Raw genomic sequence first — 20,237 nt, 5'->3', positions numbered from 1 at the left:
CGGTCGATTTGTTCCCGAACTTTTTGTCCCCGATCCGCGCCAGCCTTGAGGTGCGGTCGATCCTGGCCGCGCCGGCACACGCCGGATCAATACGAAAGGAAACAACATGTCTGAAGCAGCCAGCAAATGCGGGATCGTGGCACTGGTGATCGAACTTCTCGACGGCAAGACAACCCCGACGAGGGCTGCGTGCGGGTTGCCCGCGCCGTTTCTCAATTTGTTCGGCTTGGCCGAGAAGCTTGGACGGCTCGACCGGGGCGAAACCATCGAACTCAGCCCGGTCGAATGCGCGTTGCTCGATGATATTCTCGACTGGGCCTGCGAACAGGAGAGGCTGGGCAAGGCGCCCTCCCGCGTCGAAGAGGTGATCGCTGCCATTATCAAGCGGGTCGCCGCTGACAATGTGCCGCTCGAGAAATGGGCATGGAATCTGAACGTGGGGATGTACACTGGGAAGGGTTGGATGGTGAAGCGCCAACTCTGACGTCAGAATGCGCAACCGCCCTGGCGCGAGGCTTGGCCGACATGCGACCGAGCCTCATTTCGCCGCGCTCGCTGGCAAAATCCTGTCGCCGCCACCAGCGAGGTGGCGGGGCCGGCGATAGCACGCTGCTTGCTATGGGTCTGCGACATCGCCCATCGAAGCTATTTCGGTGAATGGGCTACTTCTTGCTCGCGTCAGGTTTTGCCTTTTGTCGGGAGGATAACCGATCAAAATAACCGGGAGATACCGTGGATTCCTCGAAGGGACCGTGCTCAAGAAAATGCCTTTCATCCTCGATGGCCTGGCGCACTTCCTCCTGATCCTCAAGTTTCTGCTTGTATTCGGGCGTCTGCGTTTCTTCCCAGTCGGCGAAAAGCCTGAGCGCGCGGCGCTTCTGCGATCTTCGGACTCGCTCGCTTTGGTCTTTCGCCGTGCCCTGGAACTTGAACAATTTCTCAAGTGCGATCTGCTCGGCCCGGGCGTCCTTCAATTCGTAGTGTGCGACATCCGCCTTGGCCGCCCTTAGGTCAGTCAATAGCTGCGAAACTGCTCGATCCTTGAGCTTCAGATCATTCTCAAGGTAGGTTTTGTAGTCATAATAGCTTTTTTTCTTGGGCCTCGCTTTAGAGGGCGGTGAGGAAGGCGGTAGTGTTGCGGACGCCCCGGTGATCACCCATGACTTGGAATGAGCGGCGCCCAGCTTCAACTTCGCCCTGTGATCCAGGATCGCACGGCCGATTGCCTCTGCAAGTGGCGGGGGGGTTGAACTGGCAAGTTGCAGCCGTTGCTGAAACGCCGTGAGGTCTCTGGTGCCAGTGCTCCGCTTGGCGCTCTCCCATTTCGTACTGCCGCCGTCCGGAAAACCAGCAAGCTTGAGGAAGTCCCCCAGGGTAGGCTGCGGAAGAAGCCGCAGGTCTAGCTGGTCACCAGCCTTTGGCCGATAGGATGGGGGAAGGCCCTGGAGCGAAGATCGCATTGGCGATGGAGCAGGACGGTCCGAGCGGTGGAGTAAACCCATATCCTTCCCCCCCGGACGGCAAAAGTAGAGGCGGGCTTCGGGCGGAAGATCGCGAATGGTGCGTTTGTCGGTATCACGCAGGACCGTGCCCGAAGGTCGCTTGTCTGCTGCATCTTCTGCCTGGCGACGCCGGCCATCAGTTTCGGCCGGCTGCACGCGTTCATTGCCCGTTTCGGCGCCGGGGGTACATTCCGAAATCTTCCTCCCATAGTCCTGACCAAGAATGTCGGCGACAGTCAGTTGCTTACGGGCACGATACTGGTGGAGATATGCGTTCAACCAGTTGTCGGACTCCTCAAGGCACCCGGCGCAAATGAGCCGCCAGCGCCGGTCGGCAGCGCCGAAATGGGCAACCCTCACCATCATCTGACTAAGTCCGTAGCCGCTCTGCCGCAGCATACGGTGGAACAATTGGCCGTAATCCCAACTTCGCGCGACGCCGATATTGTTCTCCATCACGAAATAGCGCGGCCGCGCGGTGGCGACGACGATCGCGAAGGTCTCCAGAAGAAAGGCTTCAGGCGGCCGTCCCAGTCGCTGTATCAGATGGGGCGGTGAACCGACGATGATATCGGGGCTTGCGAGCGCGATTGCGGGCGCCGCCTCGGCAAGGTTGGAAAGCTCCCTAAGCCGCAGGAAGGGATTTTCCATAACCTTCTTCACGCGCTCTTGGTGTTCTGCCTCCTGCGCTGCGAACTTGTCCCCGCGGAACGCAGAACCTTCATCCTGCCTGTCGCGCGCCCGGCCCGCGTAGACGGAACTGAACTGGCCTCCAAGTGCAATCCCAGCCCTCTCCAAGCCGATCTCGAATCCCCCTAGGCCGTCGAACAGGGTGATTGCCTTCGGTATCTTGTTTTCGGACTCGGCCATTTCACTTAACTCCTGTTAAGAAGATTGAGACGCATCGATCATGCACAAAACGTGATTCAAAATCAACCTCACTTACAAATAAGGTACTGTTTTAACGGAAAAATCTAGGAAATCGGCGTTTTTTCGCTACAAACACGAAAGAGAAAATCGGCGCTTGACTCTGAAAAACCCCGCGATCAGCCTTGAGTGACGGGCCGGGTGACTGGCCCCCCACCACACCAGGAAAGTGACCGCGCCAGTGAACCATCTCAACGATCCTATCCGTCTCACCCTTCGCGACGTGGAGAACGACACGAATCTGAAAGCCTACTGCGGGCCGACCGCCATCGCGGCCGTCACCGGACTGCCGCTCTCTTTCGTTCTCGATGCCTGCCGCACGGCTCGTGATGGTGAAGATTGGCCCGAAAAGCATTTGCATCCGCCCCGCATCAAAGGCATCGGAATTGCGGTGATCGCGCGGGCAATGCGCATCCTTGGATATGCAGGCCGCTGGGTCGAAGTGTGTGACAGGCCAACCCTTGCGGCATGGCTGGAAACTCGCACCCCCGAAGAGCGTCGGCGCCCCTGCATCGTCAACGTGACACGGCACGTTGTCGCTGTCGCGGGCTACATGTTTGCCGATACCTTCACGAAGGGCCAGGTGGTCGAGGTCGATGAAGCACCACGCCGCCGCAAGCGTGTGGAACGCGTGTTCTTCATCACCGGACGAGTTGCTCCCGGAACGGTAGTCAGCAAGCATCCCGCCCAGATCGCAGACGAAAAGCGAGCGCAGCAGCGCGACAGGAGCCGAGGATATCGCGAGTTCGCGAAATTTGCCCGAAGCCTTGGCGCCACCTGGGAAAAAGAGCGGGGAGACGATTCTCTCACGATCCACTTTTCAGACGGCCGGTGTTTGACTGTCACCCACTGGCTGCTGCCCGATGACTGGTTTGGTGCGACGCATCAGGTCGAAGCGTTCCTTTCCAGTCCCACGCCGGATCCCCTTCTTTTCAGTGGTGACGGCGTTGGCTGGTCCGCCATGACGGTTTGAGATCCTTCCGCCATTTGCCTTCCCAACCAGCAGCCGACCAAACGCAGCCGCCGGCAGATCCCGGCGGTCGGCAACACCCACTGCTTCACTCCACCAGCAAAGGAAAGTCCCATGACCGAACTTACCCCCGATCTCATTTCGCTCGCCGTTTCCACCGGTAAGGCCCTCCTGGCCCTCGGATCACCCGAAGAACAGACTGCGGCCCTCAAGCGCGCCATCGACGTTAGCGAGGTCTTTTTCGGCGTCGTGCCCGACGACGATGGCGGCCACGTCGTCCTCATCAAGGGTCTCGAATTGCTCAAGGAAATCTCCGCCAGCGACAAAGCACGGGCGGTCATTCAGGGAGCCATCGTGGTGACGTGCGATGAGGAAGCAATCGCAATGCGGATGGTCTTCGGCGACGGCGAAGTGTCCGCTCCGACACTCCACTAATGGTCGCCGCGAGCGACATTCATCACCCCGCATTCCACTTCAAAGAGAGGCTACCATCATGATCGACAACACCATTCCCACCCCCTCAGGCCGCAAGGCCCTTCGCTTCACGAGGATGGAAGACATCCGCCGTGACCTCTTGAGCGGTGTCATCTCCGTAAGGACGTCGCTCGAGGAGATTGAGGGACGCTACCGGAGTGACGGCTGGCTCCAGTACAAGCGGGTCCTCCGCGAGGTAGGTTACGACCATGGCTGCCTTGTACTCGTGGATGACGAGAACGACAGCCGCTTTGTGGCGATGATGGACCATTTTGGGCGCGACATTCCGCCTGAAGAGGTCGCGGGATTCTTCTCCTCCCATCTTGCCGATTATGTCTCGCGCGAGGGGATGAACGCTGAGGAGGCGGCGCCTGGCGACAACGTCGTGCAGCTCCGCCCCCGGAAGAGGCGCTTCTCGGTCTACCGCCTTCCTTATGGCGACTACTTGCAGGCAACGACCGATTTCTACGAGGAGCGCGCCGAGTTCCTCTGGGAAACGTGGGTGTGACCAGCGCTCCCCTGGGCGGCGGGGCAGCTACCGCCGCCCTAAGACAATTCCCGCCGCCAAGGCGCCGACACAAGGACAATCACATGAAACGCTTTTCACGTTCCGCCTGCCTGCAGCACCTGACGCTCAACACCGGCCATGACCGCTCCAGCCCCAGGAGCGAAGTCGCCGATGACGTTATCGACAGCCTGACGCCTTTCGTTGCCATCGGCGGCGGCGTCCTCGCACACACCGGCTGGAAGCTCCAGATGGTGCATGCGCCGGCCGATGGCTCGTGCTGCTTCAACCTCATCCACGGTGAGGATTGGATCGCGACCTGCCATCTGGCGTGGACCGCCGAGGGAGCCGCGGCTCTCTGGCCGATCGCCGAAGAACGGGCACGGCAGATCGCAGGTCTTGTCGTCGACGGCCCCCCCTGCCGGCTTCCGTGGCTGTCCGTGGTCATGATGCCGCAGGCAATGCTTGCCAGCCCCATCACTCTCTTCGAGGCGGGAGATCTCGCACGCTGTGTTGCCTGGACCGCGCTCGAGCTTCTGGCTGACCGTCGGAAGACAGGCATCAAGCGGGTCAGACCTCGCCGCACGGCGAGGACGGCACGCAGAAACAAGCTTTTCCCCGGCCGTCGCGGCCACACCATCCACTGAGAACAGGAGTATTCAGATGTTTTCGATCAACGCTTACGGCGAACCCACGAAGGGACCCAGTTTCCTCCATGGCTGGAATTTCCTGATATTCGTGCGGGGCAATGCGGACGCTCCCATGCTTCGTGAGCTTGCACTCGACGCTGGGCCGGCCATCGTCTTCAACAGCCACCTAATCGCTGCCAAACAGCTCGACGATCCTGACGCGGCAGTCCTGTGGCTTGCGCCGGTGCTGCACAATCTGTGCCGCCATTTGCTCGAAGACGGCCTTCACCCCTTTTCCTTCTGGCGTTTCAATTCGTGGCGCTGGTGCCGCTTCAGGAACATGCTCTGCCGTCATGCGAGCATGAACTGGGAACAGGTCATTGCAGCTGCAGAAAGGGAAGGTGTCGAATGGATGGCCGATACACTTGTGCAGGGCGCACTGTTTGAAAGTGGGTTTCTGGACCGCCTGGAGGGTCGCAGCTTTGAACTTTTCGGGGGACACGGCCCGCGCGCAGGTGGATCGGCGTATGATCCGCTGCACTGAGGCTTGCCGCCGAGAAGGATCGGCGTGAGCACGATCAAGCTTTATCGCCCCGGCCACCAGGGCGCCGGACGACAGATCGGGGAATGCCCGCTTCACCAACGGCGGCGGCGTGAGAGCGCCGCCCGCCTATCGCGAAGCCGGTTGGAGCAGGGAGCCAATAATGCCGAACTGGGTCGTACATGAGGTACGGGTCAACGGACCGGAAAAGGACATCGTCCAGTTTCTGTCGCGCTGCTTTGAGCCGGACGACGAATGCGCGTCGCGGCTCAATTTTTCGTTTGGCGCAGTCATACCGCTGGCCGACGCTGGTGGGGACTTCAGCACTGACGATGCGCTGGAAGCTTGGGGCACGCGACGCGAGGCGTTCGAACCGATATCGCTGATCGCGACAAGGGCATGGTCCGCTTCAAATTCCTCTCCGCCACCTTTTCGCCGATGCCGGTATTCAGGCGACTGGGTACCGACTACCCGGACCTCACCTTCGACATTGCGGTGCTGGAGGATCATGGAGTGGCATGTCTCGGAACGATCGCCAGGCAAGTCGTCAACTTCATCGAGACGCCGGACTGGATGGCCGTTTACGAGAGGATCTATGACGAGCCGCCCCCCTTCTCGGGTGGAGACAGCTAGGCCTGGCTCAGGGGACTTCGCAAACGAGGATATGCATCGGCGTCAGTGGGCAGAAGCCGGCTGGGCTGTCCTCTACTGCGGTAGTTAAGACAGCAGGTTGTTTCTCTTCCAAGAAGCCCCCTTGCCGCCGACATAGATCGGCGTCAGCATGATGATGTTCTCCCGCTCTGGCCTTCTTGCCGGATGAGGGAGAACCGCCCGGGGAAGGTGAGGAAACTGTCCGCACCGGTCGGCGGCCACCCCCGCGCGTAGGCCGTCGGCTGGTGCGGACGGAACCCGTTATGAAAAATCAGATGCCAGCCGGCGGCGCAAAGCGCAGCCGGATCAGGAACAATCGCGCGGTAGCCGGCGCAGGGAATGGAAGAAGTCCGACAGGGGCAGACACCGATCCCGATCGGGAAGGCCCCCTGTCTGATAGCCGGTGGGGACGGTCCCGTCGGGCCGGTCAGAGGAGGCGCAGAAAGGTCGAAGTCGAGGAATGGCTGGTCGAAGCCGATCTCCCGGAAGTCATTCCTGTGCTGTCGGCGGAACTGCTCGCACTGGAGGCCCAGGTCGGTTCATCGATCGAGGCGATACTGTCGGGCAAGGTGCCCGACAGCTCAAACTGAAAGCTTGCCGCCGATCGGAATCGGCGCCAGGCTTTCTGCCACATCCATCGTTTCCCGAGGACCAATTATCATGAAGACCCACCGCCTTGAATCGCCTCTCAGGCTGCCGCAGCCGCTGAGGGCGGCGCTCTATCTTCGCGTCTCCACCGGCCGGCAGGCCGAGGGCGATGTCTCGCTACCTTCTCAGCTCGACCAGGCGCAACGCCATTGCGAACGGCAGGGCTGGTTGGTCGCCGACGAATATGTCGAGGCCGGGCTTACGGGTACCGATGATCGAAGGCCGGCGTTTCAGCAGATGATCGACAGGGCGTGCGATCCGGACCATCCCTATGACGTGATCGTGGTCCACGCCTTTTCCCGTTTCTACCGCGACGGGGCGAGCATGGAGCTCCTCATTCGCAAGTTGCGCAAGCACGGTGTCGAGGTCATCTCCGTCACTCAGCCGACCGGTGAGGATCCGAGCCAGCAGATGATGCGGCAGATCATCGGCATTTTCGACGAGTACAACTCTAAAGAGAATGGGCGGCAAGTCGTTCGAGCAATGAGGGAAAATGCTAAACAAGGATTCTGGAACGGTGCCTCTCCACCCCTGGGCTATCGCATCGTCGAAGCCGAGCGGCGCGGCCAGAAGGTGAAAAAGAAACTCGAGATTGATCCCGTCGAGGAAGAGACCGTCCAGCTGATCTACCGGCTGTATGCAGACGGCGATGCCGAGACCGGCACACCGCCGCTCGGCATCAAAGGCATCTGCCAATGGCTCAACGGTCGCGGTTACCGCACCAAGCGGGGCGGGAGTTTCGGCATCGGTCCGCTGCATCTCATCCTGACCAATACGGCTTATGTCGGTCGCTGGCGATATGGCGTCCGCGCGAAATCGGGGAAGAAGGCACCGGAGGCCGACATCGTCGAGATCGAGGTCCCCCGTATCATCGACCAGACCCTGTTCGATCGCGTTCAGGCGAAGCTGGCAGCCCACAACCCAAAGGTCACGCCGCCGCGCGTCGTCAACGGCCCGATCCTGCTGACCGGCCTCGCCACCTGCAGGCATTGCGGCGGGGGTATGACCCAGCGCACTGGCACGTCCCGATCGGGCAAGATGTATTCGTATTACACATGCGCTGCCCGGGCCCAGAAGGGCAAGACGGCTTGCAAGGGCAATTCCATCCGGATGGATCTGCTCGACACCAACGTAATCGCGGCGCTGAAGGACCGCCTCTTCAGCCGCGAGCGATTGACCCTGCTGCTGTCGTCACTGGCCGAACGGCGGGCGACGAGGGTGGCGGCCGTCAACAATCGTGCAGTCGCGCTGCAGACCGAGCTCGCCAACGCCGAGCAGAAGCTCAAGCGGCTCTACGATTCGATCGCAAAGGGTATCCTCGAACTGGATGACCTTCTGGCCGAGCAGGTCACGCTTCTGAAGGCGGAGCGGGAGAGGGCAAAAGCCGCGTTGGATCGTACGCTGTCGCAGGGTGCCGGTGCCATCGCCATCGATCCGGCAAAGGTCGACGCCTTCTCCCGGCTGATGACCGACCTGTTAGCCCAGGGCAACACGCCTGCTCTAAAAGCCTATCTCCGATCAATCCTCGGAGCTGTGGAAGTGGGCGACAAGACCATCCGCATCATGGGCAGCAAAGAGGTCCTGGCCGGCGCGGTGACTGGCAAGAACTCTGCGCGTCAAAATGTTCGTGGTTTAGGACCGAAATGGCGCACCCGACAGGATTCGAACCTGTGACCTCTGCCTTCGGAGGGCAGCGCTCTATCCAGCTGAGCTACGGGTGCCGGCCATGCGGCGCGAAGTGCGCGCCGTGATGGGTTCCATAGCCGATGCGCTCGCGCGCATCAACACTTGCCTGTCGGCCTGGTTGGCCTGGCGAGCGAATTGTTGAGCCGGCGGCAGGCCGTTCCGCATGGCTGACCCGATCAGCCGCCGACACGCGCCATGGGCTGGCGAGCGCCGCCGCCCGGCGAGCCGGCATTGGCGAACGGCAGGAACTCTTCGATCAGCCGTTCCATGTGCGCGTTGCGGCTCGCCGCGGTCTCCCCGCCCATCACGACAGCCACGACGCTGCGGCCACCGCGCATGGCCGAGGTCGCGAGATTGAAGCCGGAAGCACGGATGAACCCGGTCTTCAAACCGTCCACACCCGCCACGCGGCCAAGCAACTCATTGTGGCCTCTGATCTCGCGGCCGGCATAGGTGAAGTTGCGATTGCCGAAATAATGGTAATGGTGCGGATAATTCCGCCGCAGGACCAGCGCCAGCACCGCCATGTCGCGCGCCGTCGTCACCTGGCCCGAATCAGGCAGGCCCGACGCGTTTCGAAAGACGGTGTCGCGCAAGCCGAGTTCGCGCCCGCGCGCCGTCATCATCTCGCCAAAACGCTCCTCCGAACCGCCCAGGAACTCGGCCACCGCGCTGGCCACGTCATTGGCAGATCGGATCAGCAGGGCGCGAATGGCGGTGTCGACGTCGATCGTGCCGCCGCGGGCGAAACCGATCTTGGTCGGCGGGCGGGCACGGGCATATTCGGAAACCGGAATGGCGGTCGTCTTGGTGATACGCCCCTGGTCGAGCGCCTCGAACAGCATCAGCACCGTCATCATCTTGGTGAGAGAGGCAGGAAAGCGACGCTGGTCGGCGTGAACCTGGTAGAGCACGCGACCATCGGAGGCGTCGACCACGATGGCTGCGTAGCGCTCGTTCTGTATGGGAGGCGGCGGCTGCGGCAGCGCGATGGTCGTGCAGCCTGCCAGCGCAATGCAGAAGGCCAGGAGCGCGAACAGGAGCGGCGCCCGCTCACCGGCGCGCGAAATGGCTACATGCCTCACAGATTGCTCCCGCCCAAATCACTTGTGCCGGTCCCGACACGTCGATGATGCCCGAGCAGCGATGGCCGCGCAATCCCGCGGCCATCTCCGGACCAGCCCGAATGCCGGTCGATGGCGGTCAGCGGTCGACGCCGCCCCAGATCGCCTCGGCCGTCTTCACGACCAGCTCCAGCTTGCGCTTCTGGTCGTCCATCGTGACCTTGTTGCCCTCCTCGGTGGAGGCGAAGCCGCATTGCGGGGCGATGCCCAGCTGGTCGAGATCGGCATATTTGGAGGCTTCCTCGAACTTGCGCTTGAGGTCGTCCAGGTTCTCCATCTCGGGCGTCTTGGTGGTGATGAAGCCCGGCAGCACACGCTTCTTGCCCTTGGGCAGGAGCTTCAGCGGCTCGAGGCCACCGGAACGGTCGGAATCATACTCCATGAAGTAGATATCGACGTCCGTCTTGTTGAAGATCGCGTCGGCGGCCGGGTCGTAGGCGCCTTCGGCCGCATAGGTCGACTGGAAATTGCCGCGGCACATATGCATGCCGATCACCATGTCGGACGGGCGGTCCTTGATCGCCTCGTTCATCATCCAGGCATAGCGGTCGATCAGCCAGTCGGGATCCTGGCCTTCCGCCTTCTTGGCCTCGCGGTGCTTGGGATCGCACAGATAGGCGAAGAAGATGTCGTCCATCTGGAGATAGCGGCAGCCGGCATCGTAGAAGGACTGCACGGCCTTGGCGTAGGTCCTGGCCAGATCGGCGAAGAGCACGTCGAGATCGGCATATTCGGCAGGATGGATGTCGGCGCGCGCGGTGCGGAAATGGCAGCAGCTGGGGCCGGGGATCGAGATTTTCGGCGTCACCTTCGTGTTCTCGGCCACGAAGCGGTAGTGGGCCAGCATCGGGTGATCGTCGGGGAAGTCGAGCTTGCCGGTAATCGTCGGATGGATCGGCCTCAGCTTGACGCCATGGAACTGCACGCCTTCGTCGCGCTGGTCCAGCGTGAAGCCGTCCAGCTCGCCCATGAAGTCGTAATGCCAGAAGGAGCGGCGAATCTCGCCGTCGGTGACCGCGAGGAGACCGACCTCCTCCTGCATGCGAATGGCATCCCGGATCGCCTCGTCCTCGACGACCGCCAGTTCCGCCTTGTCGATCGACTTGTCGTCATAGAATTTCCGGCGCGCTTCCTTCACGGAATCGGGACGCAGCAGGCTGCCGACATGGTCCGCGCGGTAAGGCGGCTTGGCAAGCCCGGTTCCGGTCGTTGGGGAAGTCATGCGATGTCTCTCCTGTGGTCGATACTGCTTAATAGCGCAACAGAGGGGTCGCATGGGCGACCCGCTCTTGACGGGGTTGTATACAGTTTGTACCGGTTTGATGTCGACCCCCGCCTCCGGAAAGCCTGGGACCAGCCGATGGGACAGCCACCGAAACAGGAACGCACGGCCTCGCAATCGCTGAAGGCCGTTCTGGGCGTGCGCGACCTCGTCTTTTCCGGCGAAATCGCGCCGGGCGAGCGGCTGTCCGAGGTCAATATCAGCGAGCGCCTGGGCATCTCCCGCACCCCCGTGCGCGCAGCGCTGGCGCGCCTGGAACAGGAGGGCATCCTGGACGCGATTCCCTCCGGCGGCTACTCGGTCCGCGCCTTCACGGTGGCCGACGTGGCCGATGCGATCGAACTGCGCGGCGTGCTGGAGGGCACGGCGGCCCGGCTTGCGGCCGAACGCGGGGTGGCCCCTGCCCGGCTGGCGCAGTTGCGGGCGATCGTGGCCGAACTCGACCCGATCGTCGCGGTTCCCGTCGACCAGCTCGATTTCATCAAATACGAGGACCTGAACGCCCAGTTCCACCAGTTGCTGGCGGAACTGTCCGGCAGCCGGATCATCCAGCGCCAGATCGAGCACGCCACGCAGCTTCCCTTTGCCGGGCCAAGTGCGTTCCTGAACGCCCAGACCGACATCCCGGCCTTCCGCGCCTCGCTGGTGATCGGCCAGGCGCATCATCGGGCGCTGGTGCACGCCATCGAGATGCGCGAGGGTTCACGCGCTGAAGCGCTCGGCCGCGAGCATGCGCGGCTGGCCCGCCAGAACCTCGACTTCGTCATGAAGGACAGTTCGCTCATCGAGCGCGTTCCAGGGCTGAAACTCGTCTCCACCTGAAGGCCAAGATCCGGCCGCATAAGCATTTTTAGCTCGCGCCCCAGGCGGCGGGCGCTGCAATCTGTGGGCGAAATTTTTGGATGAAACGCCTCTTTTACCGAAGAAAGTTCTACGATATAACAATCTAGCTGCAAGGGAGGACTGGCAGATATGATGAAACTCAAGACTTTGCTCATTTCGGCAGTGGCCGTCGGAGCCATGGCAACCTCGGCTGTCGCCCAGGAAGTCACGCTCCGCCTGCACCAGATGCTGCCACAACAGGCGACCATCCCGGCCAATGCGCTCACTCCGTGGGCCCAGAAGGTCGAAGAGGAATCGGATGGCCGCATCTCGATCGAGCTCTACCACGCGATGTCGCTGGGCGGCGCGCCGCCCCAGCTGTTCGACCAGGCGCAGGATGGCGTCGTCGATCTGGTTTGGACCATCGTGGGCTACACGCCCGGACGCTTCCCCTCGACGGAGCCGTTCGAGCTGCCCTTCATGATGGTGGATGGCGAGATCACCTCGAAGGCGTTCCACGAATATTGCGAAACCCACTGCACTGACGAATTCGACAGCGTCAAGGTCATCGCCTGGCACACGCACGGACCCGGTCTCATCCACTCGAACCGTCCGATCGAGAGCCTCGACGACATGAGCGGCCTCAAGATCCGCGGCGGCTCGCGCGTGGTGAACGAGATGCTGGTCGCGCTCGGCGCAGAGCCGGTCGGCATGCCCGTGCCGCAGGTGCCGGAATCGCTGTCGCGCGGCGTCATCGACGCCACGACGGTTCCGTGGGAAGTGACGCCTTCGCTGCGCATCAGCGAGCTTGTGACCAACCACACCGGTTTCTCCGGCGCCAACGGCCTCTATACCCAGCTGTTCGTCTTCGCGATGAACAAGGATGCGTATGAGGCACTGCCCGACGACCTCAAGGCCGTGATCGACGCCAATTCCGGTATCGAGACCGCTGCCATGTTCGGCCGCGTCATGGACGAGGGCGACGTCTACGGCCTCGGCATCGCCGAAGAGCTGGGCAACAACATCATCACGCTCGACGAGGAAGAGACCCAGCGCTGGATCGACACCGCATCCCCGCTGATCGACTCCTGGATCGAGGAGATGACGGCTCAGGGTCTCGACGCAGCCGCGCTGGTCGAAGAAGCCCGTGCGATGATCGATAAGCACACCAACGGCAATTAAAGGGTAGCGGGGGACACCGCGCCTGGAGGGTCGGCCGCACTCGCGGCCGACCCTTTTTCGTTTCCTGGGATATTGCGCGGGGTGAATGCTCGGCGCATCTGGCGTAGTGTCGCGCTTCCGACTGTCCCGGGAGCCACAGCGTGAAGCGATCCCAGATCAACGCCCTCCTGCGCGAGGGCCAGGCGTTCATCGCCGCTCACGGCTATGTCCTGCCACCCTTCGCCGACCTTTCGCCTGGCATGATGCAGGAACATCGCGCCGACTTGTCCGGCCTCATCGACGCAAGGCTGGGGTGGGATGTCACCGATTACGGCCGCGGAGACTTCAACTCGACCGGCCTGCTGCTCTTCACCGTTCGCAATGGACATCCAGCCGATCTCGCCCTCGGGCGCGGCATGCTCTACGCCGAAAAGATCATGATCTCGCGCAAGGGCCAACTCGCGCCGATGCACCGGCATCGGGTGAAAGCCGAAGACATCGTCAATCGCGGGGGCGGAACGCTTGCGATCGAGCTTCACATGTCGGCGCCCGACGGGAGTATCGATCCCGATGCGGTTGTGAAAGTTGCGGTCGACGCCAGGATGCACGAACTGCCCGCCGGCGGCGTGCTCAGGCTTTTGCCCGGCGAGAGCGTGACCCTTCTACCCGGCATCTGGCACGCCTTCTGGGCCGAAGAAGGCGACCTGCTCATTGGCGAGATCTCAACGGTCAATGACGACCAGACCGACAATGTGTTCGCCGAACCGGTGAGCCGCTTCGCCGACATCGAGGAAGACGAAGCGCCCTGGCGCCTTCTCGTCTCGGATTACGCCACCTGGCTGCCCTGATCATTCCCAGCCGGTTCAGATGCCTGTCTGCACCGCGTGGGGCACATAGAGGGAGCCGAGGTTTTCGGGCCGCTCGCCACCGATCAACGCCAGCACGCTGCGCGCCAGTTCATCTCCCGCCTTGCGGAAGTCCTCGTTGACCACCTGGATCTCCCGCCGGAACAGGGGGAGGATGTTGGCCGACTGTTTGGAGACCACGTCGAAATCCTTGCCTATGACAAGGCCGGCTTCCTCCACACCGGCGACAAGGGCGAGTGCCGAAGCGGCACTGGCGCAGATGAAGCCGTCCGGCCTCTCGTCGCGCTTGGCCAGGCTGCGCGCGGCGTCGCGTATCGCCTCAATGGGCTGATCGATGCTCGCCTCGGTGAACGGGATTTCCCTGGCGGGGCTTTCGGCCAGGCCCTGCCTGAAGCCGCGAAGCATGTGCTGATGGTAAGTCAGCCTCGTCGGGGGCGCCAGGAGCGCGATACGTCTCCTGCCGAGCGCGGTCAGCCTGTCGACGGCCAGGCGAGCGAAAGCCTCGTTGTCGAAGTCATGATAGGCGTGGGCGATGCTGCCGGAAGTCCGGCCATGCGTCGCAAACGGAAAATTGCGCTCGGCCAGATAGCGGACGCGGGCATCTTCGGGCTCGGTGCGCGAAAGGATGATGCCGTCGGCCGAATGGGTCTCGACGACATAGCGGATCGGGTCCATCGGGTCGGACTTGCGCGAATAAGGGGTGACGATCAGGTGGTATGGCGTTGCGGCCAGATGCCCGGAGATACCCGAGATGATGTCCGACACGAATCCCATGAGCTGTTCGTCGGTATCCAGCACGAGGCTGATCACGTTGGTCTTGCCCGTCCGAAGGCGGACCCCGGCGCGATTCGGGCGATAGCCAATCTGACGGGCCACCAGTTGCACGCGGCGGCGCGTGTCGAGAGAAATGTCGGACGCATCCTTCAATGCGCGCGAGACTGTCGTCACGCCGAGCCCGGTCATGAAGGCGATGGTCTTGAGCGTCGGCTGGCCGCCGTCGGTGCGGGGCGCCTCGCCACCCCGCCCGTCATATTCACCTCGACTGCTCATCATGTCCCGCCTGCTTCTCCGCCCACCCGTTTACACCACGGTCGCCAAAGCGCCAAGCGGCTCCTGTAACGTTACAGACTTTTCCTGACTTCCAACGCTTGGCCGAGCAGGAATTCGGATAGCGCGCGTCCCAGGAGAGCGTAAAGCGCCCCCTCAGGTTGCAGCGCACAACCTTAAGTTAGAAGGACTTAGAGCTGCAGAGACCCGGTTTTGCTGCGGTGCGCAAGCATACAACCGCCGCCAAACGGGCCCGACCATTTAATTCGTCATTCGAAAAAAATATGAGCCTGATGCGCTCAGGCCGTTGCCAGCGTATTTTTCTTTCGCTACGCTCCTATCTGTAACGTTACAGTTTCAGGGAGGAAATCTGATGCGCTACGGGCTTTTGACCGCTGCCTTCGCCGCAAGTGTTGCTTTCACTACCGCCAGCCATGCCACCGAACTCGAAGTCACCCACTGGTGGACCTCGGGCGGCGAAGCCGCAGGCGTCGCCGAATTCGCCAGGGCCTTCGAGGAGGCCGGCCATACCTGGATCGATGGCGCCATCGCCGGTGGCGGCCCCACCGCGCGATCCGTCTTCGTCAGCCGCCTCCTCGGGGGTGATCCGATGGGTGCCACTCAGTTCAACCACGGCCGCCAGGCCGAGGAACTGGTTGAGGCAGGCTTGTTCCGCGACCTGACCGAAATCGCCGAGGAAGATGGCTGGCGCGACATCGTCAACCCGCCGTCGCTTCTTGACGGCTGCACGCTCGACGGCAGGATCTACTGCGCGCCGATCAACATCCACTCATGGCAGTGGCTCTGGCTGTCCAACCAGGCCTTCGAAGACGCTGGCGTCGACGTTCCCACCAACTGGGACGAGTTCGTCGAGGCTGCGCCGGCCCTGCGTGAGGCGGGCAAGGTCCCCCTGGCGCTCGGCAGCCAGTCCTGGCAGGCCGCCGGGCTGTTCCAGGTCCTGATGGTGGGGCTTGGTGGACCGGACGTCTTCAACCAGGTCTATGGCGACAAGGACGCCGAATTTTCCGCCGGAGAAGAGGTGGCCAGGGTTTTTGCGGCGGCCGACGATGCCCGCGAGATGTCAAGGGGGTCGAATGCGGTCGAATGGCAGCAGGCGACCAACCTCGTGATCTCCGGCGACGCGGGCGGCCAGATCATGGGCGACTGGGCGCAGGGCGACTTCCAGGCTGCCGGCCTGGTCGCGGGCGACGATTACAGCTGCCTGCCCGGTCTCGGTGTCCATGACGTCATCGCCACCGGCGGCGACGCGTTCTACTTCCCCGTCCTCGATGACGCCGAGAAGTCGGACGCCCAGCTCGAACTCGCCCGCATCATGCTTTCGCCGGAAACGCAGGTGGCCTTCAACCTCAAGAAGGGCTCGCTTCCGGTGCGCGGCGATGTCGACCTCGAGGCCGCCAATGACTGCATGAAGAAGGGCCTCGAAATCCTTGCAGCAGGCAATACGGTGCCGGCCGTCGAGCAGGTGCTGAGCCAGGACACGGTCACGCAGATCAACGATCTGATGACCGAGTTCTTCAATTCGGAGATGACGGCGGAAGACGCCCAGGCGCAGTTCGCCACCATCATCTCGCAGGCCGACTAAAGCCTCCCAGACGGCGCCGGCTCCCGACCCTGGGAGCCGGCGTCACCTTTTCGCCCAGCGGCAGAGGCGCATCATGCAGGCGCAGACCCGACGGCCCACCCGGCTGTTTCGAAACCTCAGTGCAAAGATCGCTTCGATCCCGATGATCCTGACCGCGCTCGTCATCTTCGCGGGCGGCACGATCTGGACGGTCGTCTATTCCTTCACCAATTCGCGCCTCCTGCCGCGGCTGAATTTCGTCGGCATCGAGCAGTATGAGCGGCTCTGGTCCTCGACGCGCTGGATGATCTCGATCCAGAACCTGTTCATCTACGGCATCTGCATGCTGATCTTCTCGCTGGTGATCGGCTTCATCCTGGCAGCGCTGCTCGACCAGAAGATCCGCTTCGAGAACACGTTCCGCTCGATCTTCCTCTATCCCTTCGCGCTCTCGTTCATCGTGACGGGGCTGGTGTGGCAGTGGCTGCTCAATCCCGATTTCGGCCTTCAGCAGGTCGTGCGCGACCTCGGCTGGACGAGCTTCAGTTTCGATCCGCTCTACAATACCAACATCGTGATCTTCGGGATTCTCATCGCCGCCCTCTGGCAGGGCACGGGACTGGTCATGTGCCTCATGCTGGCGGGACTGCGCGGCATCGACGAGGACATCTGGAAAGCGGCCCGGGTGGACGGGATTCCGATGTGGAAGACCTACATCTTCATCGTGATCCCCATGATGCGCGGTGTGCTCATCACCTCGCTGGTGCTGATCGCTTCCGGTATCGTCAAGGTCTATGACCTTGTCGTGGCCCAGACCGGCGGCGGTCCCGGAATCGCGTCGGAGGTGCCGGCCAAATATGTCTACGACATGATGTTCCAGGCGCAGAATCTCGGCCAGGGCTTTGCCGCCTCGACCATGATGCTTTTGTCGGTCCTCATCGTCCTGATCCCGTGGGCCTATCTTGAATTCGGGAGACGGCGTCATGGCTGATATCCGCACGGCGGCCACCGCCGCCGAAACCGACCCGACCACCGCAGGCTGGAACGGGGCGAGATCCGAACCCTACGGGCCGCGTCCCCGCCGCATCGTCTCGAGACGCAACATCGTCGTTTACGGCACGCTGTTCGTGGTGGCCGTCTACTACCTGCTGCCGCTCTACGTCATGGTCGTGACCTCGCTGAAGGGCATGCCGGAGATCCGCTTCGGCAACATCTTCGCGCCGCCGGTCGAGATCACTTTCGAGCCCTGGGTGAAAGCGTGGGCAGAGGCCTGCACGGGCCTGAACTGCGACGGACTTTCACGAGGCTTCTGGAATTCGGTGCGCATCACCGTCCCGTCGGTGATCGCGTCGATCGCCATCGCCTCGATCAACGGCTACGCGCTTGCCAACTGGCGCTTCAAGGGTGCGGACACCTTCTTCACGATCCTCATCATCGGCGCCTTCATTCCCTACCAGGTGATGCTCTATCCGATCGTCATCCTGCTGCGCGAAATGGGACTCTACGGCTCGATCTGGGGCCTGGTGATGGTCCATTCCATCTTCGGCATGCCCATCCTCACCTTGCTGTTCCGCAACTATTTCAGCTCGATCCCGGTGGAACTGTTCAAGGCGGCACGGGTCGACGGGGCGGGGTTCTGGGGCATCTATTTCAAGATAATGCTGCCGATGTCGCTGCCGATCTTCGTCGTGGCGCTGATCATCCAGGTCACCGGCATCTGGAACGACTTCCTGTTCGGCGTCGTCTATGGCCGGCCCGACACCTATCCGATGACGGTCCAGCTCAACAACATCGTCAATTCGGTGCAGGGCGTGCGGGAATACAACGTCAACATGGCGGCAACGCTGCTCACGGGTCTCGTGCCGCTCATCATCTACTTCATTTCGGGCAAGCTGTTCGTCCGCGGCATCGCCGCTGGCGCAGTCAAGGGTTAGACGGAGATAGCCGAATGTCGAGCGTCATCGTTCGGGACGTGTCGCTGAGCTTCGGCGCCGTGGAGGTGCTGAAATCGCTCAATCTGGAGATTGGAAAAGGCGAGTTCCTCGTCCTGCTGGGCCCGTCGGGCTGCGGCAAGTCCACGCTGCTCAACTGCATCGCCGGTCTGCTCGACGTCACGGCCGGGCAGATCCACATCAATGGCAAGAACGTGACCTGGGAGGAGCCGAAGGACCGCGGCATCGGGATGGTTTTCCAGTCCTATGCGCTCTATCCGCAGATGAGCGTCGCCGGCAACCTGTCCTTCGGGCTCAAGAACGCCCGGCTACCGAAGGCCGAGATCGCGGAGCGCGTGGCACGCGCAGCCTCGATCCTTCAGATCGAGCCGCTGCTGGCGCGAAGGCCGGCTGAACTTTCCGGCGGCCAGCGCCAGCGCGTGGCGATCGGGCGCGCCCTGGTCCGCGATGTCGAGGTCTTCCTGTTCGACGAGCCGCTCTCCAATCTCGATGCCAAGCTGCGCGGCGAGCTGCGCGTCGAGATCAAGAGGCTGCACCAGAAGCTCGGCAACACCATGGTGTATGTCACCCACGACCAGATCGAAGCCATGACCCTGGCCGATCGCATCGCGGTCATGAAGGGCGGGGTCATCCAGCAGCTGGACACGCCCCAGGAAATCTACAGTCGGCCGGTCAACCGTTTCGTGGCAGGTTTTATCGGTTCGCCGGGCATGAACTTCTTCGAGGGCAGCATCGAGACCAACAGCGCACCCGTTTTCAAGTCCGGTGACATCAGCGTCGATCTCTCGCGGTACGATTTCGCCGGGCCCGGCCCAGAGGGGCGCCAGGTCGAACTGGGCCTTCGTCCCGAACATGTTGTCCTCGGTCATGGCGCCGACGAGATGCCGGTGACGGCGGAAGTCGAGGTCGAGATCATCGAACCGATGGGGTCTGACACGCTGGTCTGGACCCGCTATGGAGGTGAAAGCCTGACAGTGCGCGCCGAGACCGACAAGGTGCCGCGCCCAGGCGAGCGCGTGCTCGTCGGCTTTGATCCCGGCCGCGCCTCGATTTTCGACGCGACGCATGGCGAGCGTCTCTGAGCCGTCCCTTTCTCCTTCCCGATGGAGCCAACGATGACCTGGTCCTTCCAACTTTACAGTGCCCGCAACTTCACGCCCTGGGATGATGCCCTGGCGATGGTGGCGGCGGCCGGCTACCACAATGTCGAAGGCTTCGGAGGCCTTTATGAAGACCCGACCGCGCTGCGCGCCCTGCTCGACAAGCACGGTCTTTCCATGCCGACCGCGCATTTCAGCCTCGATCTGCTGGAGAATGATTTCGACAAGGCCCGATCCATCGCCGAAATGCTTGGCGTCGCCACGGTGATCTGCCCCCACGTCGCGGCGGACCTGCGGCCGGTGGACGAAGCGGGATGGCGCGGTTTCGCAGCCCGGCTCGCCGCGGTCAACGAGGCCTGCGCGAAGGCCGGCCTCGCCTTCGCCTGGCACAATCACGATTTCGAGTTCGAGGGCACGGACGGCATCGTGCCGATGCGCGTGATCCTCGACGCCGCGCCGGAGATAGGGTGGGAGATCGACGTGGCCTGGGTCGTCCGTGGCGGCGCCGATCCGATGGCCTGGATTCGCGAATACGGCACGCGGATCGTTGCTGCCCATGTCAAGGATATCGCGCCGGAAGGCGAGGCGAAGGAAGAGGATGGATGGGCCGATGTCGGCCACGGTGTCCTCGACTGGCCCGGGATCATGAAGGCGCTGCGCGAGCGGACCGCGGCCAAGATCCTCGTCATGGAACACGACAACCCAAGCGACGTGAAGCGCTTCGCCAGCCGCTCGCTGACGAGCGCCCAACAATTCCAGGAGTAGAAA

Annotated in this window: 21 protein-coding genes and 1 tRNA gene; 17 read left to right on the top strand and 5 right to left on the bottom strand. The window is 62.4% G+C overall.

The window, feature by feature from the left end; all coding sequences use genetic code 11:
- Positions 1 to 106 precede the first annotated feature (106 nt).
- Positions 107 to 484: a hypothetical protein gene (locus tag GRZ55_RS16545; protein WP_169288057.1), complete on the top strand. Its 378-nt coding sequence runs from the start codon at positions 107 to 109 to the stop codon at positions 482 to 484.
- Between the two features lie 178 nt (positions 485 to 662).
- Here the strand turns inward: GRZ55_RS16545 and GRZ55_RS16540 are convergent, their stop codons facing one another.
- Entirely contained in the window at positions 663 to 2,372 is a 1,710-nt protein-coding gene (locus GRZ55_RS16540; protein WP_169288056.1) for a DNA cytosine methyltransferase, read from the bottom strand.
- 238 nt (positions 2,373 to 2,610) lie between these two features.
- Between GRZ55_RS16540 and GRZ55_RS16535 the strand changes: the two genes are divergently transcribed.
- From GRZ55_RS16535 to GRZ55_RS16500, 8 genes are all read left to right on the top strand, one after another.
- A complete protein-coding gene (locus tag GRZ55_RS16535) occupies positions 2,611 to 3,402 on the top strand; it encodes a hypothetical protein (RefSeq protein WP_169288055.1) in 792 nt (263 codons plus the stop codon).
- A gap of 111 nt (positions 3,403 to 3,513) precedes the next feature.
- Positions 3,514 to 3,834, top strand: a complete 321-nt coding sequence (locus tag GRZ55_RS16530; protein WP_169288054.1) for a hypothetical protein — start codon at positions 3,514 to 3,516, stop codon at positions 3,832 to 3,834.
- A 58-nt stretch (positions 3,835 to 3,892) separates the two neighbouring features.
- Positions 3,893 to 4,381 carry a hypothetical protein gene (locus GRZ55_RS16525; protein WP_169288053.1) on the top strand — a complete coding sequence of 163 codons (489 nt, stop codon included), beginning with the start codon at positions 3,893 to 3,895 and terminating at the stop codon, positions 4,379 to 4,381.
- Positions 4,382 to 4,464: 83 nt separating this feature from the next.
- On the top strand, positions 4,465 to 5,025 hold the full coding sequence (locus GRZ55_RS16520) for a hypothetical protein (RefSeq protein WP_169288052.1): 561 nt from the start codon (positions 4,465 to 4,467) through the stop codon (positions 5,023 to 5,025).
- Positions 5,026 to 5,041: 16 nt separating this feature from the next.
- Positions 5,042 to 5,551: a hypothetical protein gene (locus GRZ55_RS16515; protein WP_169288051.1), complete on the top strand. Its 510-nt coding sequence runs from the start codon at positions 5,042 to 5,044 to the stop codon at positions 5,549 to 5,551.
- Between the two features lie 396 nt (positions 5,552 to 5,947).
- Entirely contained in the window at positions 5,948 to 6,181 is a 234-nt protein-coding gene (locus GRZ55_RS16510) for a hypothetical protein (RefSeq protein ID WP_169288050.1), read from the top strand.
- Between the two features lie 281 nt (positions 6,182 to 6,462).
- On the top strand, positions 6,463 to 6,789 hold the full coding sequence (locus GRZ55_RS16505; protein ID WP_169288049.1) for a hypothetical protein: 327 nt from the start codon (positions 6,463 to 6,465) through the stop codon (positions 6,787 to 6,789).
- A 70-nt stretch (positions 6,790 to 6,859) separates the two neighbouring features.
- Positions 6,860 to 8,521: a recombinase family protein gene (locus GRZ55_RS16500; RefSeq protein ID WP_169288048.1), complete on the top strand. Its 1,662-nt coding sequence runs from the start codon at positions 6,860 to 6,862 to the stop codon at positions 8,519 to 8,521.
- Here GRZ55_RS16500 and GRZ55_RS16495 read toward each other — a convergent pair.
- The 3 genes from GRZ55_RS16495 to GRZ55_RS16485 all read right to left on the bottom strand — a co-directional run bounded on the left by GRZ55_RS16495 (position 8,492) and on the right by GRZ55_RS16485 (position 10,879).
- Positions 8,492 to 8,568 (bottom strand) — tRNA-Arg (locus tag GRZ55_RS16495). The two genes, GRZ55_RS16500 and GRZ55_RS16495, sit on opposite strands and share 30 nt — an antisense overlap.
- A 141-nt stretch (positions 8,569 to 8,709) precedes the next feature.
- Positions 8,710 to 9,618 carry a D-alanyl-D-alanine carboxypeptidase family protein gene (locus GRZ55_RS16490; protein WP_368856633.1) on the bottom strand — a complete coding sequence of 303 codons (909 nt, stop codon included), beginning with the start codon at positions 9,616 to 9,618 and terminating at the stop codon, positions 8,710 to 8,712.
- A 118-nt stretch (positions 9,619 to 9,736) separates the two neighbouring features.
- On the bottom strand, positions 9,737 to 10,879 hold the full coding sequence (locus GRZ55_RS16485) for a 5-methyltetrahydropteroyltriglutamate--homocysteine S-methyltransferase (protein WP_169288047.1): 1,143 nt from the start codon (positions 10,877 to 10,879) through the stop codon (positions 9,737 to 9,739).
- 138 nt (positions 10,880 to 11,017) lie between these two features.
- Between GRZ55_RS16485 and GRZ55_RS16480 the strand changes: the two genes are divergently transcribed.
- The 3 genes from GRZ55_RS16480 to GRZ55_RS16470 all read left to right on the top strand — a co-directional run bounded on the left by GRZ55_RS16480 (position 11,018) and on the right by GRZ55_RS16470 (position 13,770).
- Positions 11,018 to 11,761: a GntR family transcriptional regulator gene (locus tag GRZ55_RS16480; RefSeq protein ID WP_169288046.1), complete on the top strand. Its 744-nt coding sequence runs from the start codon at positions 11,018 to 11,020 to the stop codon at positions 11,759 to 11,761.
- Between the two features lie 150 nt (positions 11,762 to 11,911).
- Positions 11,912 to 12,943 (top strand): TRAP transporter substrate-binding protein, encoded by a 1,032-nt coding sequence (locus GRZ55_RS16475; RefSeq protein WP_306785610.1) that lies wholly within the window; start codon positions 11,912 to 11,914, stop codon positions 12,941 to 12,943.
- A gap of 140 nt (positions 12,944 to 13,083) precedes the next feature.
- Positions 13,084 to 13,770 (top strand): D-lyxose/D-mannose family sugar isomerase, encoded by a 687-nt coding sequence (locus GRZ55_RS16470; protein ID WP_169288045.1) that lies wholly within the window; start codon positions 13,084 to 13,086, stop codon positions 13,768 to 13,770.
- Between the two features lie 15 nt (positions 13,771 to 13,785).
- On the opposite strand, the gene GRZ55_RS16465 is transcribed toward GRZ55_RS16470, so the two are convergent.
- Positions 13,786 to 14,838 carry a LacI family transcriptional regulator gene (locus GRZ55_RS16465; RefSeq protein WP_169288044.1) on the bottom strand — a complete coding sequence of 351 codons (1,053 nt, stop codon included), beginning with the start codon at positions 14,836 to 14,838 and terminating at the stop codon, positions 13,786 to 13,788.
- Positions 14,839 to 15,208: 370 nt separating this feature from the next.
- On the opposite strand from GRZ55_RS16465, the gene GRZ55_RS16460 reads away from it, so the two are divergent.
- From GRZ55_RS16460 to GRZ55_RS16440, 5 genes are all read left to right on the top strand, one after another.
- Entirely contained in the window at positions 15,209 to 16,438 is a 1,230-nt protein-coding gene (locus tag GRZ55_RS16460; RefSeq protein ID WP_169288043.1) for an ABC transporter substrate-binding protein, read from the top strand.
- 73 nt (positions 16,439 to 16,511) lie between these two features.
- Positions 16,512 to 17,408: a carbohydrate ABC transporter permease gene (locus tag GRZ55_RS16455; protein WP_169288042.1), complete on the top strand. Its 897-nt coding sequence runs from the start codon at positions 16,512 to 16,514 to the stop codon at positions 17,406 to 17,408.
- On the top strand, positions 17,401 to 18,351 hold the full coding sequence (locus GRZ55_RS16450; RefSeq protein ID WP_169288041.1) for a carbohydrate ABC transporter permease: 951 nt from the start codon (positions 17,401 to 17,403) through the stop codon (positions 18,349 to 18,351). Before GRZ55_RS16455 ends, GRZ55_RS16450 begins: the two co-directional genes overlap by 8 nt.
- A 14-nt stretch (positions 18,352 to 18,365) precedes the next feature.
- Positions 18,366 to 19,451: an ABC transporter ATP-binding protein gene (locus tag GRZ55_RS16445; protein WP_169288040.1), complete on the top strand. Its 1,086-nt coding sequence runs from the start codon at positions 18,366 to 18,368 to the stop codon at positions 19,449 to 19,451.
- 33 nt (positions 19,452 to 19,484) lie between these two features.
- A complete protein-coding gene (locus tag GRZ55_RS16440; protein WP_169288039.1) occupies positions 19,485 to 20,234 on the top strand; it encodes a sugar phosphate isomerase/epimerase in 750 nt (249 codons plus the stop codon).
- The last annotated feature ends 3 nt before the right edge of the window (positions 20,235 to 20,237 follow it).

It is taken from the genome of Chelativorans sp. ZYF759 (assembly GCF_012911015.1).
Lineage (GTDB): Bacteria > Pseudomonadota > Alphaproteobacteria > Rhizobiales > Rhizobiaceae > ZYF759.
This window is presented reverse-complemented; position numbering and strand designations above follow the sequence as displayed.